The organism is Polaromonas sp. (genome assembly GCF_029945685.1).
GTDB lineage: Bacteria > Pseudomonadota > Gammaproteobacteria > Burkholderiales > Burkholderiaceae_C > Polaromonas.
Window position 1 is genome coordinate 414,281 of record NZ_JAQSDA010000025.1, and the last position, 16,709, is coordinate 430,989.

General features: G+C 59.1%; 14 protein-coding genes. 8 read left to right on the top strand and 6 right to left on the bottom strand.

Features of this window, described 5'->3' with window-relative positions:
- Positions 1-33 precede the first annotated feature (33 nt).
- From PSV26_RS17815 to PSV26_RS17840, 6 genes are all read right to left on the bottom strand, one after another.
- Positions 34-1,122 carry an ATP-dependent Clp protease proteolytic subunit gene (locus tag PSV26_RS17815; protein WP_300572579.1) on the bottom strand — a complete coding sequence of 363 codons (1,089 nt, stop codon included), beginning with the start codon at positions 1,120-1,122 and terminating at the stop codon, positions 34-36.
- Between the two features lie 55 nt (positions 1,123-1,177).
- Positions 1,178-2,341 (bottom strand): Shedu immune nuclease family protein, encoded by a 1,164-nt coding sequence (locus PSV26_RS17820; protein WP_300572580.1) that lies wholly within the window; start codon positions 2,339-2,341, stop codon positions 1,178-1,180.
- A gap of 352 nt (positions 2,342-2,693) precedes the next feature.
- Complete coding sequence (locus PSV26_RS17825) at positions 2,694-3,332, bottom strand: GNAT family N-acetyltransferase (RefSeq protein ID WP_300572713.1); 639 nt, start codon at positions 3,330-3,332, stop codon at positions 2,694-2,696.
- 267 nt (positions 3,333-3,599) lie between these two features.
- Positions 3,600-4,241: a uracil phosphoribosyltransferase gene (gene upp / locus PSV26_RS17830; protein WP_300572583.1), complete on the bottom strand. Its 642-nt coding sequence runs from the start codon at positions 4,239-4,241 to the stop codon at positions 3,600-3,602.
- Positions 4,242-4,489: 248 nt separating this feature from the next.
- Positions 4,490-8,989 carry a hypothetical protein gene (locus PSV26_RS17835; protein ID WP_300572586.1) on the bottom strand — a complete coding sequence of 1,500 codons (4,500 nt, stop codon included), beginning with the start codon at positions 8,987-8,989 and terminating at the stop codon, positions 4,490-4,492.
- A gap of 273 nt (positions 8,990-9,262) precedes the next feature.
- Positions 9,263-10,744, bottom strand: coding sequence for a helicase HerA-like C-terminal domain-containing protein (locus PSV26_RS17840; protein WP_300572589.1), 1,482 nt, complete (start codon positions 10,742-10,744; stop codon positions 9,263-9,265).
- An 88-nt stretch (positions 10,745-10,832) separates the two neighbouring features.
- Between PSV26_RS17840 and PSV26_RS17845 the strand changes: the two genes are divergently transcribed.
- From PSV26_RS17845 to rlmH, 8 genes are read left to right on the top strand one after another with little or no spacing between them, the layout of a single operon-like run.
- A complete protein-coding gene (locus PSV26_RS17845) occupies positions 10,833-11,558 on the top strand; it encodes a YebC/PmpR family DNA-binding transcriptional regulator (RefSeq protein ID WP_300572592.1) in 726 nt (241 codons plus the stop codon).
- A 2-nt stretch (positions 11,559-11,560) separates the two neighbouring features.
- The gene (locus tag PSV26_RS17850; RefSeq protein WP_300520714.1) at positions 11,561-11,851 is read left to right on the top strand and encodes a hypothetical protein; all 291 of its coding nucleotides are present in this window, start codon (positions 11,561-11,563) and stop codon (positions 11,849-11,851) included.
- Complete coding sequence (purD, locus tag PSV26_RS17855) at positions 11,848-13,167, top strand: phosphoribosylamine--glycine ligase (RefSeq protein ID WP_300572595.1); 1,320 nt, start codon at positions 11,848-11,850, stop codon at positions 13,165-13,167. The genes PSV26_RS17850 and purD overlap by 4 nt, the downstream gene beginning before the upstream one ends.
- A gap of 5 nt (positions 13,168-13,172) precedes the next feature.
- The gene (locus PSV26_RS17860) at positions 13,173-13,811 is read left to right on the top strand and encodes a 1-acyl-sn-glycerol-3-phosphate acyltransferase (RefSeq protein WP_300572598.1); all 639 of its coding nucleotides are present in this window, start codon (positions 13,173-13,175) and stop codon (positions 13,809-13,811) included.
- Positions 13,808-14,728 (top strand): oxygen-dependent coproporphyrinogen oxidase, encoded by a 921-nt coding sequence (gene hemF / locus PSV26_RS17865; protein WP_300572601.1) that lies wholly within the window; start codon positions 13,808-13,810, stop codon positions 14,726-14,728. Before PSV26_RS17860 ends, hemF begins: the two co-directional genes overlap by 4 nt.
- A 5-nt stretch (positions 14,729-14,733) precedes the next feature.
- Positions 14,734-15,357: a nicotinate (nicotinamide) nucleotide adenylyltransferase gene (nadD, locus tag PSV26_RS17870; RefSeq protein WP_300572715.1), complete on the top strand. Its 624-nt coding sequence runs from the start codon at positions 14,734-14,736 to the stop codon at positions 15,355-15,357.
- Positions 15,358-15,403: 46 nt separating this feature from the next.
- Entirely contained in the window at positions 15,404-16,195 is a 792-nt protein-coding gene (rsfS, locus tag PSV26_RS17875) for a ribosome silencing factor (protein ID WP_300572604.1), read from the top strand.
- The gene (rlmH, locus tag PSV26_RS17880) at positions 16,192-16,659 is read left to right on the top strand and encodes a 23S rRNA (pseudouridine(1915)-N(3))-methyltransferase RlmH (RefSeq protein ID WP_300572606.1); all 468 of its coding nucleotides are present in this window, start codon (positions 16,192-16,194) and stop codon (positions 16,657-16,659) included. The genes rsfS and rlmH overlap by 4 nt, the downstream gene beginning before the upstream one ends.
- Positions 16,660-16,709: the final 50 nt, after the last annotated feature.

A 16,709-nucleotide genomic window follows, 5' to 3' on the forward strand; every position in this document is an offset into this window, starting at 1 on the left:
CGTGGTCTTGAATTCAACCAATTTTCGCAAAGTCTATGGACAAGTTCGTAGAAAGGCGTTTATCTTTGGCCTTTGAGCTTCGGGTATTTCTATTGTGTAGCCGACGAAGCTGGGTGCTTCGCGGGTGACTTGGATAGCATGCCCGACCTTCTTTGCTTTCAAGACTTTCTGAACTTGCTCGGAGGTCAGCAGGAATTGTGTGTTTAGAAAGTATCCGTCGTATCGGCCTTTACCCCCGGGCTCAATTGGGAAGTTTTCCGCATCAACTAAAAGCGAATGAAACCATTCGCCCCGGATCATCGATCGAGATTGATCCTCACTTACCGGTGCGAAGGAGTTAAAAACCACTCCTTTCCCGCAGATAAAGATGGCTTTACCTTCGCCCCAAACGGTCTCCTGCTGTCCCCTCAAATACATACCACCGTCGACTGCCTCAATTGTCCAGCTTGGACGCTTGCGCCCGTTGTTGGTAACGTTGAGGTCGTGAAGTTGTTGTGTGCTTAAGATATAAATCTGGTCCTTACCTGTGCGGGCCATCAATTCAAACAAAGACGGGTCGACATCCATCTCGCGGATGTAAGTGTTGATTCTGGCTGAGGCAACTTGCGCAACATCCAAGTCGTTCGCGGACGCAACCCCGCTAGAGAAGCGGTGTACGCCGAATTCAGATCCCTTACTTATATATCTGTAAGGGCCTCCAAGGAATGCAAGTGCACATGAACTGTAGCAACCGCCGGGCTTACTTTGTATCTCCTCCCCAGCATAGATTCCAATATTTGTAGCCATCCCAGTTTGTCGGATGATTCGCCCGATCTCCATGCCCACGGACATAACCCCACCAGGTGAATTCAAATAGAAGTTAATCGGACTTGCTTTAATAGCTTGTAGGCGGGAGCGTAAGCGACTCGCAGCATTTTCATCTAAAGGCCCGTCGAGTTGAACCGTGAAGTGATTTAGGTTCATAGCCATGCTTCCGAGACCAGGCTTCCAAATTGTGATCTTCATCAACTTCGTGTCTGAAGAGTGAGATTCTGAGGCTGCACCGAGAGTTAGCAGCAAAGTTAAAGCTCCGTTTAACACGAATAAACGAAGCTTTCTCAAACAGGAGGCGTTTGTCATCATGTGTTAATTGACTGGTTGAGTCGAATGGATGGCGTCTCGAGTGGACTAAAAATGCTTACTGTTCATGACTAGCCGTGTCGACGATAAACTTTGTTCGCTCGTAGAGTTCATCAAAGGTGAGAATATCTATACCAGTAATGCTGGAGCGATATAGTTCGAAGGAGCGAAGCTTCTCTTGATTTACACCATGTTCGTTGATAAATTCGCTCAGTGATCCGATTACGATGAAGGCTCGTGGCTTAAAGTTAAAAACATCTTCGCCGGTTGGATGTCCATCTTCGTCGTAGATCCTTTGCATCCCGTGAAGCTTATGCATCGCAATAGCGACCGTGGCTTGAACCTGAGCGACTGCTCCAGCCATTTCTTTGGAAGGTGCCCAGCAACCAGCACGGTAAGCACCTCCCTCAAGCAGACTTGTATTGTGATGTTTGATTTCTGCGAAGCAAAGCGAATTGATAATCCCTCGAGTTTTCATAACAGCATCAGCGCGTTTTCCCCGTGTTAGTAAGTCATACCCCTGTACAAGCTGCTCAAGCTTCTTACCGTCAAATCCGCTTACATAGAAGTAGCTTAGTCCGTAGCCGAAGACCCAAGGGTTCTTCTCAAAAAAGGCCTGCCAAAGAAGTTCATTTCCTTGAATGTGCTTTTGTTTTTTGCACAAATCAAAAAACTCAGAATCAGCGAGAAGCTGGGAAAAAATGCCAAGTTGCTTTTTTCTGTAGCCTAATGCAACGATGTCGTCTTTCGTGATTTCCGCGCGAACCGCTTCAAGGAACACGTCCTGGTTGTCATGCACAAGTGTGGCTGCTTGAGACTTTGACAGGACCAATTTACGAAGCTCAGTATCTGTGATGTTCACTGCGCCCGGATGTTTGAATTCCACCGCCGCGATATCGTGTAGAAAGCTGACAAGTCGCGGGATTTCACTTCCGACAAAGGAGAAGTTTGTTCTATGCGGAATGCCCGTTTTGCCGTTAAAAGCTTGCAGGGTCAAGACGGTCAACTTTCTGTCGTCTTCCAGAAACTTGGCGACGATTTCTGTGCGAGCAGAAGGCGTTCTTCGGAGGACGATCTCCTTCTTGACTTTCGCGTAGTAAGCGCCGTCAGAATCAATTACTTTTGACGCAATGCGAAGAGGGCCATTCAGTGTTGGGACCTGTGGGCTAATGTAAGTCTTGTTCGTCAGCTTATTACGGTGGATATCTTCCTCTTCAGGCATTGCCATCTCCCAAATAACTTGTTTGCTGTCACATAGTAGCGGTAGTGAGCAACCTTGCCGTCAATTACAAGGGGATTGCAACTCAAAAAAGATGAGTAATGCGTTTTGAATTGGGACTAAGCAGGCACCTCTGAAGTCTTCATGATGAAAACCGACCACTGCGGTTTGAACTTGAAGTCAAACGCCGAATGTGTGATTGTTAAAGCTTGTGGTGACAGGTCGGTGCGCCAGCCAATCGTGGCCGAAGGCGACGTTGACGCCGACGGCCATCAGCTCAGACACGCGGGCCATGTCGCGGCGTTGGGTAGGTGTCGTGGCGGTCCTGCAGGAAATCCATCACTCCGTGCGCCTTTCAGCTTTGATTCTGAAGGTTCCCCGCCAGGCTGTTGGCAGACCAGCGCGCACGCGACAGGCGGTACACACAGCAGCGCCTTTCGGGGCTGTCAGCCGGAAAGGCGTGGTGGTCGAATTCGTCGGCCACGCTTTCCTGCATGCCCAGACGCTGCATGACGGCTTGCGAGCGGGTGTTGCGCAGGGTGGTCACCGCGACGATCTCTTCCAGGCCCACTGACTCGAAGCCGGCCCGCAGGGCCAGGCGCGCGGCTTCGGTGGCCAGGCCCAGGCCCCAGAACTGCGGCGCGAGTCGCCAGCCCACTTCCACGCAGGGGCCGAAGGGCAGTTCCGGGGCGGGAATATTCAGGCCGGTGAAGCCGGCGAAGGTGGGCGCCGGTGCGCCTTCCGCCAGGTAGTCCATGGCCCAGAAGCCCCAGCCGCGCTGGTTGATCTTCTGCATGGCCCGGTCCACCCAGGCGTCGCTTTCTTCGCGGGTAAGCGTTGCCGGAAAGTGCCGCATGACTTCGGGGTCGGCGGTCATGGCTGCAAACGGCGCGCGGTCGGCGTCTTTCCACGGGCGCAGCTGGATACGCGGGCTGGCCAGCAGCGAGGGTGCGATGGCGCTACCGGCCGCCCATTCAATGGCTTCGGCTTGCATTCCGCCGCTCAGGGCGTCGAGCAAGACCTGCCGTTCCGCCTGTTTGCGCGCGGTCTTTTCATCCAGGAAAACCGGGTCGGTTCTGTCCGGTGGGCGGCTTCGCATCAACGTTCTTCCTTGCGGTATCGCTTTGTCAACAGCTGGTCCGGCCAGTTGCTCCACCCAGCCCCGGGCTGGAAGGCCAGGGGCGGGCCCGGCAGCCTCATGAATCTTGAATTTGCTATCAAAACTGTAGCCGCTTGCGCACGTTCTGATTGGGCTAGCGGCCTATTTGGTTCCAAAAATGCGGTCACCCGCATCACCCAGGCCGGGCAGGATGTAACCGTGTTCGTCGAGCTGCCGGTCAACGGCGGCGGTGTAGATGTCCACGTCGGGGTGGGCCTTCTGCAGGGCGGCAAGACCTTCAGGGCAGGTCAGCAGGCAGACGAACTTGATGGACCTGGGTTTGAGTTTCTTGAGCCGGGTCACGGCGGCAATCGCCGAGTTGCCGGTGGCCAGCATGGGGTCGACGATCACGATGTCGCGTTCTTCCATTTCCTGCGGCATCTTGAAGTAGTACTCCACCGGCTCCAGGGTCTTCGGGTCGCGGTACAGCCCGACGTGGCCGACGCGCGCACCCGGCACCACACTGAGCATGCCCTCCAGGATGCCGTTTCCGGCGCGCAGGATGGACACAAACACGAGCTTCTTGCCGTCGATGGTCTTGCCGGTCATGGTCTCCAGCGGCGTTTCCACCTCGATGTCCTGCAGCGGCATGTCGCGGGTGACTTCATAGGCCATCAGGCTGCTGAGCTCGTTGAGCAGCGTGCGAAAGGTGTTGGTGGAAGCGTCCTTGCGGCGCATCAGGGTCAGCTTGTGCTGCACCAGCGGGTGGTCGATCAGGTGGACTTTGTCGCTGCGGGTGGTCATGCTCGGGGGCCTCAGGGTTCGGTTTCTGGAAAACGGTGTCGCCGCTCCGGATCCCCAGAAGCGGTTTGCCGCCATGCAACTGCCGGGCCAGTGCGCACCCGGCGGCTTGTGTTCAGCGCTCCATCCTAACTGGTCGCGCAGCAGCTAGGTCCACGGCGGCAGGCCCCGGCAATGATCACCCTCGCGCTGACAGTAAAAGGCCCCGTCTCGCACAATTTTAAAGTCCACCTAGGTGCCATCTACTTGGGCTATGAATGGTCAAAATCTGCAACTCCGGATGTACCTGTTTCCGCACGCGGGCCAAGCGGCGACGCCGTACTCGCGGATTGCGCTGACGATTTTTTGTCTGTTTCGGTTGCGCCGCTCACATCCTTACGTACGCGAATCAGCGGTGGAGACGCAATTTTCAAGACCGACACGCGTAGCGGTTGGTCGGGCTTGATATGCGTCAATGCGGCGAATGTGGATGCCACAACATTTTGAATATATTGGGAGTTGTTTGCCCCGAAGTCTTCAAGCGACTCCGTCAGCCGCTCAGCCACCTGGGCTCTAAGGTTATTGGTGCATTGCTTATGCTGTTTCAGCCCCGCAACGATGACTTCAAGCAATTGACTGATGACGCCAAACTGGCAGTGCCCCGCTCTGAAAAGCAAGCCAAGGAACTGCATGCTAACGCGCAATGCGGACTCGAACTCGACCTCGCCTTCCGAAATATGTTTTGCGAATCGGCGAACGCCAACGTCGAGCCAAGTGTCTCCTTGATAGGCCATCATCGTCAAATCGGCAGGGCCTAGAGAGATGAATGTTCTGTTGGCGAAGAACATTTTCAGGCAAGCTACCGAATAATCGCGCGCGTCGATTGCTCCTTTTTGCAGTGCGTGCCTCAACAGCGCCTGCGGCCACACTCCGCGCGTTGCGAACAAGCCAGCTATATTTCGAAGTCGCGCGTCGAGACTCAAAAGGTGAGCTTTTTCCTGTAGGCTCAACAAGACAACGGCAAACTCTTCGCCGGATAAAACTTTGCGCAGTTCGGCTGGCATTTGAGAAATATCGTCTGGTCCGTAGGCCGGCAAGACATCGCAGTGATGCTTGATCGCGTTGTCAATTGCTTCGTAGTATCTGATCTCGCGTTCGCGATCCTCATCAGTGAATTCGGAGAATCCCAATTGACCCTCATGTTGGAATGCGGTGCCTTGTTGGCGAGCGGTTCGCACCTGCGCGAGTTTTCCAGCGATCAGATCTCGTGTTCGCGTAGACACGAATAGGTGCGGGAGTAAAGATAGGCATTCGAGACATTCGATGGTTGCCAGTTCAGCCAGAGTGGCTGCGTCAATAACGAAGCGCAAGTCGTCACCTTCCAGAAGTTTCGCCGCAGCTTCGCGCTCTAGCGGGTCACCTCCGCCGACGTGCAAGCGACTGGCTTGCTGTTGCCAGCCACGCACAAGATCAATGCAATCGCGTCCAAGCATCTTCGCCACCCCCCCTAGCGTGATGGGTGACGTGCGATAGATATCAAATACTTGCGCGGCGTGGGTAGCCTGCTCCTGCAATTGTCGCGTCAGCTCGCTAAAGTCTGCCTTGCCGTCTGCGTCATTGCCAATCGACATCATCGACACAATCTTCGACGGGTTGAGTGACTGTGAGGTCATTCGCCCGGATAGATCCAAAAGCCGACGATAAGCGCTTTGGATCTGCACAACCTCATAGGCCCGTTCTCCAGAAGTGAGTTTCTCCTGAATGACCAGCCGGGAGCCTACGCGAAGTCCCAATAGCGCGCGAATGTCCTCTGAACTGACATGGCGGAACTCCTCCGTCAGCGGCAAGGTTTGACACTCTGATGGATCGATGGTCCGGACAAGTTCCTGCCCGTCGGAATCACGAAGTAGGACAGAGGTGCCGGGTCCGACACTGTCTGGGACGGTGTGAAGCAAAGGAAGCTCATCACCCTGCATCAAATGTGCTGCAAGGTGAGCTGCCGCCGCTTCGGTATCGTCCAAACTCGCTCTACGCATGCGATAGAGCCGTCGTAGAGCCTTCGCGCGGTCGCCATATGTCAGTTCGACGCTTGCTAAGCGGGCGAGTTCATCGATCGAACCAGAAGCAATTTCTGGAGCATCTCCGACCATTGCTGGCAGAGTTTCTTCGTTTTGGTGGATTGCTACAAAAAACTTAAAGTTCCAGCTCACGGCAGCAGTTGGATGGCGATCGATTTGCGGCGCGACTAGCATCGCCAAAAAGTCCCAGTCTCCTGCACGCTGGCCCAACTCTATTGCAAGGTGTCTTGCGTCGTCATCGGCGGCCCATCCGACGGGAAATGATTGGATGAGGTGCTGAGCCTTTGCAAGCTGTCCGCTCTTGAGAAGAGCCCGCAACCGATGGGTGTGCAGTTCGCTGATTTGACCCTTCGGAAGAATACGGTCTAAGAACTCGGCGGCCTGCGCAAAGCGCCTCGCTTGCATTAAGACCATGGATACAAGATATATTTCACCAGCATCGCTGTCGTTGGTAATCAAGCTTATTGCGCGCTCAATCACGTGATCAGCTTCGCGCCGGTTGCCATACAGCTTAAGCCCCCTTGCAGCGATAGCGAGGAGCGAAATGGATTTGCCGGCGAGGATTCCATTCATTTCCTGGCGGATTTCCGTCAGGGCCGCCGCGCGCAACTCTGAAATTGTCAGCATCGTGTCCCATCTAAGGGCTTGGAGGGCGTTGATCGCGCGTTGCTCTAGGCCACGCCTTGTAGCCGATTCGAGCGCGCCTTCGATGGCGCCGACATCGTGTGCATTTGATGCCAGTTGCGAAAATGCCACCAGAGCCTCAGGAGCCATGTCGTTCACAGAGCGCGCGCCAAGTGCAAGGGCCTCATTTGGCTTGCCGCAAGCTGCCAGAGCCTCAATACCTAAACGTAAGAGTGACGGCGCTAGCATTGAACGAGCATGAGATTCCTGATAAACAGCTAACGCATCTTCACTCCTGTCCAGCAGCAGATATGCCATGCCGAGCCGGGCTGCAGATTCAGCCACAGCATTCGGTGCCTGGATCGACCAGAGTTTCTGTGAGCGCGGTTCGAACGCTGCCACGGCAGTCAACAGGTCGGCACGGGACGCATCGTCGAATATGCGGAAGGCTGCCTTTAGCCCGTCGCCGGCTGCGTTTTCCAGAGTAATGGCCAAACTAGCATCAGCAACAAAAAAGCCAGATGTTGGCAATGAAAGCGCCTTCAAAGCGATTTTTGCGGCTTCCACATTTCTTCCGTCCGCTTTTAGGCTGAACGCTATAAGCTGAAGCGCGTCCGCTTGACTTCGGTGAATAGGCGGAATATCTGCTTCGGTCAAAGTCTTGCCGCTGATCATCTGGGCATTCGCCAAGGCGACCCACGCCGACAGCGAATTGGGAAAGCGATTCAGAGCGGATTGTGCGGCAGCAACTGCCTGAGGTATCTCCTTACGAAGCAAGTGCCCCCTAGCGCGACCGGCGGCCAGCTTGTCGTCGTCTTCGCAGAGGTCAGCTGCTTGAATGAATTCCGATGCCGCATCCTCCTCACCTAATAAGTGCCAGTAGCAAACGCCCCGAAGCAGGTGCCAACGGGCCTTTTGATGGGCATCGAACAAAGAATGATCCTGTCCTAGGTGTTCAATGTCTTCGAGCGCCGTTTTATACTGACAAGCCTTGATCTTTGTGTTGATATGGTCAAGTTGTGCAGATACAAGTTTGTTGGTCGAACTGTCCCTGGCGGCTGGCAATTGCTCCTGTAAGGTAGGCGTTATCAGCGTCTGAGCTGTTCCCACCGCGACTACGGTTGCCGGCGACGCCGGTGCCCTAGCGGCCGAATGATGACCAGGAAGTGAGGTCGTTAGAGACGACAACCCAGTAGCGAAGAAGGACCGGTGCACGGCAAACCACGCGCTTAGCTCGCCTCCAACAAAGTCCTTCAGATTGCCTAGGTCAAGTCCGCCTGCGACCTCGTTCAATTCCATGCATGTAGTCACCAATTTTGACCAAACCAAGCCCGCGTTTTGCCTGATCGGATGCCCCGGCGAGGCGGTTTGTATCTGGTGGAGGTAGCTTTTGCACTCGGCGGTAATGTCCGAATCCAAATCCTGCGCGAGGAAGTAAACATGAGCTAAGAAACCCTGTAGCTCATCTGGGCCGCAATCGCGCCCGGCATACAGATCGACGGCCTCCTTGATCAAGGTATAGGCGTTGCGCTTAGGTTCATTACCGGAACCCGCGTCGAAGAGCTTCTGCCGCCAATCGTCGTAGTTCAACGAGGATCGGGCGCTGGTGGCAACGGCTTCGGCCCCACGCATCTGGCTCTTCGTAGCCATGTCGTGAACGATTAGCAAGACGTCGAAGCTTTTGGCGAAATCATCGGATTGGTAATCGAGCCAAGCGTTGCCTACGGCTTGCTTGAAATTTGCATCACTCCTCCGGGCGGTCAGCCCGCTTTTCATTTGCATGAGTGCCCGGCTGCGCTGGCCAGCACCGTTTTCTACGGTACAAACTAGATCGTCAGTAAAGCGCCCGTGAACACGTGCTTGAAATCGCAGTTCTATAACGCGGCTGTCATCCGGCAAGCCCGCCGTCGGACCTCCAATGCACATAGCCAGCAGCTTGGTAGCTTGGACGCGATTCTCGAATCGATAGCCCTTGCCACCAGTGGAGGAAGATGGAGCCACGTTCTTTGGCTTGCCAACCTTCGTTGATGGTTGGTCGCCTCGCATATATTTTTCTGGCGTCTTCTTCATTGACGAATCAACCCTGGGTTCTCTAGTTAGGATTGGACGATACATCAACTACTGGCTGTAGAAGATGGTTGTTTTCGATGAGTAGTTTTAGCCGGCTGGCCCATCGGGGGGGCAAATCGGTGTACCGAATCGTCCACGGGGAGGTGGCTTCTTGGTAGGTAAGGCTCCGCGCGGGGAAAATGCTCGCGAAGCCACCCACAGTCTGCGGATGGAGGCTCAAGCAACGCGCACGCAGTTATGCGTATGTCATCCCAGTGCTGGATCGTGGAGTTTCTAACGCTTCTTGCCGCCCAGGATGCCGCCCAGCGCGCCGCGCAGCACCTGGCGCGCCAGGTTGCGGGCTTCGGACTTGAGCACCTGCTGCACCAGCCCGTCGCGCGCGCCGCCGCGCGGACCTTTGGAGCCGAACAGCACGTCGCTGAGTCCGCCCATGAAACCACCGGAAGCTTCTGCCGCCTTGGTGGTTTCGGCCTGTGTCGCCGCGACGCGGGCCTTGAGCATTTCATACGCCGATTCACGGTCCACGGCTTTTTCATACACACCTGCCACCAGCGAGCTCTGCATCAGGGCCTGGCGCTGCTGCGGCGTGATCGGGCCGATCTGGCTGCCCGGGGGCAGCACGTAGGCGCGCTCGGTCACGCTGGGCCGGCCCTTGCTGTCGAGAAAACTCACCAGGGCCTCGCCCACGGCCAGCTCGGTGATGGCGGTTTCAATGTCCAGGCCGGGTTTTTGCCGCATGGTCTGCGCCGTGGCCTTGACGGCTTTCTGGTCGCGCGGGGTGTAGGCGCGCAGCGCGTGCTGCACCCGGTTGCCCAGTTGGGCCAGCACCGAATCAGGAATGTCCAGCGGGTTCTGCGTGACGAAATAGACGCCAACGCCCTTGGAGCGCACCAGTCGCACCACCAGCTCGATGCGCTCGATCAGCGCTTTGGGCGCTTCGTCGAACAGCAGGTGCGCCTCGTCGAAGAAAAACACCAGCTTGGGTTTGTCGGGGTCGCCGATTTCCGGGAGCAGCTCGAACAGCTCGGAGAGCATCCAGAGAAGAAAGGTCGCGTACAGCCGCGGCGAGTTCATCAGTTTGTCGGCAGCCAGGATGTTGACCACCCCCTTGCCGTCCACGGTCTGCATGAAGTCGCTGATGTTGAGCATGGGCTCGCCGAAGAACTTGTCGCCGCCCTGGGTTTCGATCTGCATCAGGCCGCGCTGGATGGCGCCCACGCTGGCGGCGCTGATGTTGCCGTATTCGGTGGTGAAGGTGCTGGCGTTGTCGCCCACGTGCTGCAGCATGGCGCGCAGGTCTTTCAGGTCCAGCAGCAGCATGCCGCTGTCGTCGGCGATCTTGAACACCAGGTTGATGACGCCGGCCTGCGTCTCGTTCAGGCCCAGCATGCGGCCCAGCAGCAGCGGACCCATGTCGGACACGGTGGCGCGCACCGGGTGGCCCTGTTCGCCGAACACATCCCACAGCGTGGTGGGGCAGGCCAGCGGCACGGGCTTGTCGATGCCGCGCTCCTTGAGCACGGCCGCCATTTTTTCGCCCATGTTGCCGGCCTGGCTGATGCCGGCCAGGTCGCCCTTGACGTCGGCCATGAAGACCGGTACGCCGATTTTGGAGAAGTTTTCGGCCAGGGCCTGCAGCGTCACCGTCTTGCCGGTGCCGGTCGCGCCGGTGATCAGGCCGTGGCGGTTGGCCAGCGCCGGCAGCAGTTCACAGTGGGTGGAAGCGTTCCGGGCAATCAGAAAGGGCTCGGCCATGGGGTGTCCTGTAGGTTGGAGGAAGCTGTGGGCAGCTGCCTAAAAGTAAAATGCGCTTTGTAGATTAAATCAATTCCAAAGGATTTCCGTGGCTGGTCACAGTAAATGGGCGAATATTCAGCACCGCAAGGGTCGCCAGGACGAGAAGCGCCAACGTGTCTGGACGCGTGTCATGCGCGAAATCATGGTGGCGGCGCGCATGGGCGGCGGCGATTTGAGCACCAACCCGCGCCTGCGTCTGGCCGTGGAAAAGGCCAAGGCGGCCAACATGCCCAACGAAAACGTCAAGTACGGCATTGCCAAGGCGACCGGCAGCCTGGAAGGCGTGCATTACGAAGAGGTCCGTTATGAGGGTTACGGCATTGGCGGCGCGGCCATCATCGTGGACTGCATGACCGACAACAAGGTGCGCACCGTGGCCGAGGTGCGCCACGCGTTTTCCAAGCACGGCGGCAACATGGGCACCGAGGGCTCGGTGGCTTTCCAGTTCAAGCATTGCGGCCAGCTGATTTTTGCCCCGGGCAGCGACGAAGACAGGATCATGGAAGTGGCGCTGGAGTCCGGCGCCGACGATGTGATCACGCATGAGGACGGCGCCATCGAGGTGCTGACGCCTTACACGGCGTTTGAAGCCGTCAAGAACGCCCTCGAAGCGGCCGGCCTGACGCCCGAAGTGGCCGAAGTGACCATGCGCGCCGACAACACCATCGAGCTCACCGGGGCCGAGGGCCAGAAGATGCAGAAACTGCTGGACGTGCTGGAAGACCTGGACGACACGCAGGACGTGTTTCACAACGCCTCACTGGACAACTGACCATGGACGGCAATACGGATTCGTCAGAGCGGCTGGCCCGCATCGAGCAACTGCTGCAGGAGGGTAACCGGCTGCGCGCGGAAGCCATCGCGCTGCAGAAGGAATCGCTGACGATGCAGAAGTCGCTGGTGGAGGACACCCGCGCCAACATCGTGAAGGCCGGCACCGTGAACGACCAGGCGCTGGAGCTCCAGCGCCGCAGCAAGGCGGCGGTCAAGGTCATCTTCGGCATCGTTCTGCTTCTTATTATTTACCTCAGCTATCTGCTGTTTTTTAGGTTGAACCTCCCGTGAAAGTTCTTGTTATTGGCGGCGGTGGCCGTGAACATGCGCTGGCCTGGAAACTCGCCCAGTCCCCCAAGGTGCAGGCGGTCTACGTCGCGCCGGGCAACGGCGGGACCGCGCTGGATCCTCGCCTTGAGAACATCAATATCACGGATGTCCAGGCGCTGCGGGCGTGGGCAGCTACAGAAAAGATAGCGCTGACGGTGGTGGGGCCGGAGCAGCCGCTGGCCGCCGGCATCGTCGACGAGTTCCGCGCCCACGGCCTGCGGGTGTTCGGTCCGACCAAAGCCGCTGCCCAGCTGGAAAGCTCCAAGGCCTTTTCCAAGGCCTTCATGAAGCGCCACGGCATCCCGACCGCCGAGTACGACACCTTCACCGACGCCACGGCGGCGCACGCGTATGTGGACGAAAAAGGTGCGCCGATTGTGGTCAAGGCCGATGGCCTGGCGGCCGGCAAGGGCGTGGTCGTGGCCATGAGCCTGCACGAAGCGCATGAAGCCATCGAGTTCATGCTCGCGCCCGACCCCAGCTTCAACCCGCTGGGCGTCACGCACAACGCCGGCGGCGCGCGTGTCGTGATCGAGGAGTTTTTGCAGGGCGAGGAAGCCAGTTTCATCGTGATGTGCGACGGCAAGAACGTGGCCGCCATGGCCACCAGCCAGGACCACAAGCGCCTGCTGGACGACGACCAGGGGCCGAACACCGGTGGCATGGGCGCCTATTCACCGGCGCCGGTGGTCACACCCGACGTGCACGCCCGCGCCATGCGCGAGATCATCCTGCCCACCATCAAGGGCATGGAAAAAGACGGCATCCCGTTTACCGGCTTCCTGTACGCCGGCCTGATGATTTCCCCCGACGGCAAGGTCAAGACGCTGGAGTTCAACTGCCGCATGGGCGACCCGGAAACCCAGCCGATCATGATGCGGCTCAAGTCCGACCTGTTCGATGTCATGCTGGCGGCCACCTCGGGCAAGCTCGACGAGGTGGAGCTGGAATGGGACCGCCGCGTGGCGCTGGGCGTGGTGATGGCCGCGCACGGCTATCCGTTGAACCCGCGCAAGGGCGATCTGATCACCGGCCTGCCGGTGGTGCATCCGTCCGAGGCGCCTGATGACGTGGTGGTGTTCCACGCCGGAACCGCCACGGCCGCAGGTGGCGTCAAGGCCGGCGTGGTGACCTCCGGTGGCCGCGTCTTGTGTGTCACGGCGCTGGCCAGTTCCGTGCGGGAAGCCCAGCACCTGGCCTACGAGGCCACGCAGGCCATTCATTTCGACGGCGCGCAGTTCCGCAAGGACATCGGATTTCGGGCCATCAAGTCCTGATGGGCATGGATTTCCAGCCGCCGCACCCCGTGCAGTTCCAGGGGAGCGGGCTGGCCCGGGCGCTGGTGCGGGCCCTCGGCTGGCGCATTGATTTTGCGGGGCTGCCAACGCTGCAGGGCGTGATTGTGGTGTACCCGCACACCTCGAACTGGGATTTCCCGGTTGCGGTGCTGCTGAAATGGGCGGTCGGCCTTCCGGTGCAGTTCTGGGGCAAGGACACGCTGTTTCGCATTCCGCTGTTCGGGCCGTGGCTGCGCTGGTTGGGCGGCGTGCCCGTCAGGCGTTCGGCGCCCCAGGGCGTGGTCGGGCAGATGACGGCCATGATGAAACAGAAAAAAGCCGACGGGCAGTACTTCTGGCTGGCCCTGTCACCGGAAGGCACCCGCCGTCTCACAACGGGCTGGCGCAGCGGTTTTTACCGGCTGGCGCTGGAAGCCGATGTGCCGGTGGGCCTGGCCGGGCTCGACTATTCGCGCAAGCGCCTGGTTTTTCGCGATTTTGTGCGGCTGACCGGCGATGAAGACCGCGACCTGGAGCGCATGGCCGGGGCCCTGCAGGATTTCCGCGGCTTGCGGGCCGGTGCCGCGGCGCCCGTGCGTTTGATCAATTCAGGCCTGCCCCGGGCCGATACCATCCTGAAATGAGCACCATGACCGATTCTTCCCACGTCCGCAGCTACTTGCTGGAGTTGCAGGAGCGCATCACGAGCAGCGTCGCCGCGCTCGACGGCCAGCCTTTTGTGGCCGACCACTGGCGCAAGGAACCCGGTGAAACGCTGCAGGGCGATGGCATCACCCGGATTCTGGAACAGGGCAGGGTGTTTGAGCGCGCCGGCTGCGGTTTCTCGCATGTGCGCGGCCCCCAACTGCCGCCGTCGGCCACGCAGCACCGGCCCGAGCTGTCCGGCGCGCCGTTTGAGGCCATGGGTGTGTCGCTGGTGTTTCACCCGCGCAACCCCTATGTACCCACCGTGCACATGAATGTGCGCATGATCGCGGCAACACCGGCATCGGGCCCGACCGCCTACTGGTTCGGCGGCGGCATGGATCTGACGCCGTATTACGGGTTTGACGAGGATGCGGTGCATTTTCACCAGACCTGCAAGGACGCCCTGGAACCGTTCGGCGACGACAAATACCCGCGCTTCAAGACCTGGTGCGACGAATATTTCTACCTGAAACACCGCGAGGAGCAGCGCGGCATAGGCGGCGTGTTCTTTGACGACTTTCAGGAACTGGGCTTCGAGGGCAGCCTGGCGATGATGCGTTCGGTCGGCGACGCCTTCCTGGCGGCCTACCTGCCCATCGTCGAGCGCCGCAAGGACATGGCTTACGGCGAACGCGAGCGCGATTTCCAGCTGTACCGCCGCGGCCGTTATGTGGAGTTCAACCTGGTCTGGGACCGCGGCACCCACTTTGGCCTGCAATCGGGCGGGCGCACCGAGTCCATCCTGATGTCGATGCCGCCGCTGGCCGCCTGGTCCTACCAGCGCCCCGTCGAGGCCGGCTCGGCCGAGGCGCGGCTGTCCACCGAGTTTCTGGTCAGGCGGGACTGGCTTTGAGTGCAGTGCCGTCAGCGGGCGCAAGGCGTGTGGGCATCTTTGGCGGCGCGTTTGACCCGCCGCATTTGGCCCACGTGGCCCTGGCGCAGGCGGCAACGGCGCAGCTCGCGCTCGATGCCCTGCACATCATTCCGACCGGCCAGGCCTGGCACAAGACCCGCACGCTCAGCGCGCCCGAACACCGGCTGGCCATGGCCCGGCTGGCGTTTGCCGGGCTGGACCGGGTGGTGGTGGACGACCGGGAAATCCGGCGTGCCGGCCCCAGCTTCACCATCGATACGCTGGAGGCCCTGCAGGCCGAAAACCCCGGTGCCCAGCTCTACCTGGTCATTGGCAACGACCAGTTCGCCGCCCTGAAGACCTGGCACCGCTGGCAGGCGATTCTGGAAATAGCTATAATTTGTATAGCAAACCGCGCTGGTTCGACAAGCACTGGTGCCGGTTTTGACCCTGAAAATCTGGCCGGGCACGGGGTTTTGACCCTGCAATTGCCGCTGATGCCGGTCAGTGCCACCGACATCCGGCGGCAAATCAGTTCAGGCAGCGCCGGCCCACCGGGCTGGACCCCCTTGGTTCCGGAGCCGGTTGCGCGTTATATTGAGCGCCATCATCTCTACATTTCTCCGTAATTTTCAGTAATTTCCCGTCAACTCACTCTTTGAAGCAAACCACTGCATGACTTCCACTCCCAACACCGCCAGCACCGCTGCGAAAAAAGACGTCCAGAAACTGCAGCGAGCCATCATTGATGGGCTGGAAGATGTGAAGGCGGCTGACATCCAGGTGTTTGACACGGAGCACATCACCTCGCTGTTCGAGCGCGTGATCATCGCCTCGGGCAGCTCCAACCGGCAGACCAAGGCACTGGCCGCCAGCGTGCGGGATGCCGTGCGTGACGCCGGTTTTGCCAAGCCGCGCATCGAGGGTGAAGAAAACGGCGAGTGGATCATTGTGGATTGCGGCGCCGCTGTCGCGCACATCATGCAGCCGACGATTCGCCAGTACTACCACCTCGAAGAGTTGTGGGGCGACAAACCGGTCAAGCTCAAGCTGGGCGCGCCTGCACCGCTGGTCAAGGCATCCAGGCCCGACGTCGAGGAAGCGCCCAAGCCGGCCAAGTCGCGCGCTGGTGCGAAATCGTCAGGGAAGGCTGTTGCCAAACCTGCCGCCAGAAAAGTCGTCGCCCGGACCGATGACGGCACTTACGTGGGCCGCGTCGGCAAGATGACCGACTGGACCGCCAAACGCAATGCCGCCGCACCGGCTGCCGAGCCCGCTGCCGAACCCGTCAAGGCGGCTGCCAAAACGGCTGCCAAAACGGCGGTGAAAAAGGCTCCTGCGAAAACACCCATCGTGAAGATTCCGGTCGCCAAAAAAGTGGCAGCGAAGAAAACGGTTGCCAAGGCTGCAGCCAAGACGGCTGCCAGGAAACCCGCTGCGAAGAAAACCACGACCCGGAGCAAATGAGGCTGACGATTGTCGCCGTCGGGCAGAAGGTGCCCGATTGGGCGCAAACCGCCTACGACGACTACGCCAAGCGTTTTCCGCCAGAGCTGCGGGTCGAACTCAAGGCCGTCAAGACCGAGCCGCGCGCCTCCAAAACCCTGGACACCCTGCTGGCGGCTGAACGCCAGCGTATCGAAGGCGTGATTCCCAAGGGAACCCGCATCGTCGCGCTGGATGAACGAGGCAGCGCCATGACCACGGTGGCGCTGGCCGACAAGCTCAAAAGCTGGCAGCGTGAAGGCGACGACGTGGCCATCGTCATCGGCGGCCCGGACGGGCTGGACCCCGTGTTCAAACAGGCCGCTCACGAGCGCCTGCGCCTGTCGGACCTGACCCTGCCGCATGCCATGGTGCGTGTGCTGCTGATCGAGCAGCTCTACCGCGCCTGGAGCATCACGGTCAACCATCCCTATCACAGGGAATGAGTGGCCCCCACGCTTGTCGCTTCGCGTACTGCGCTGCCCCCCGAGGGGGC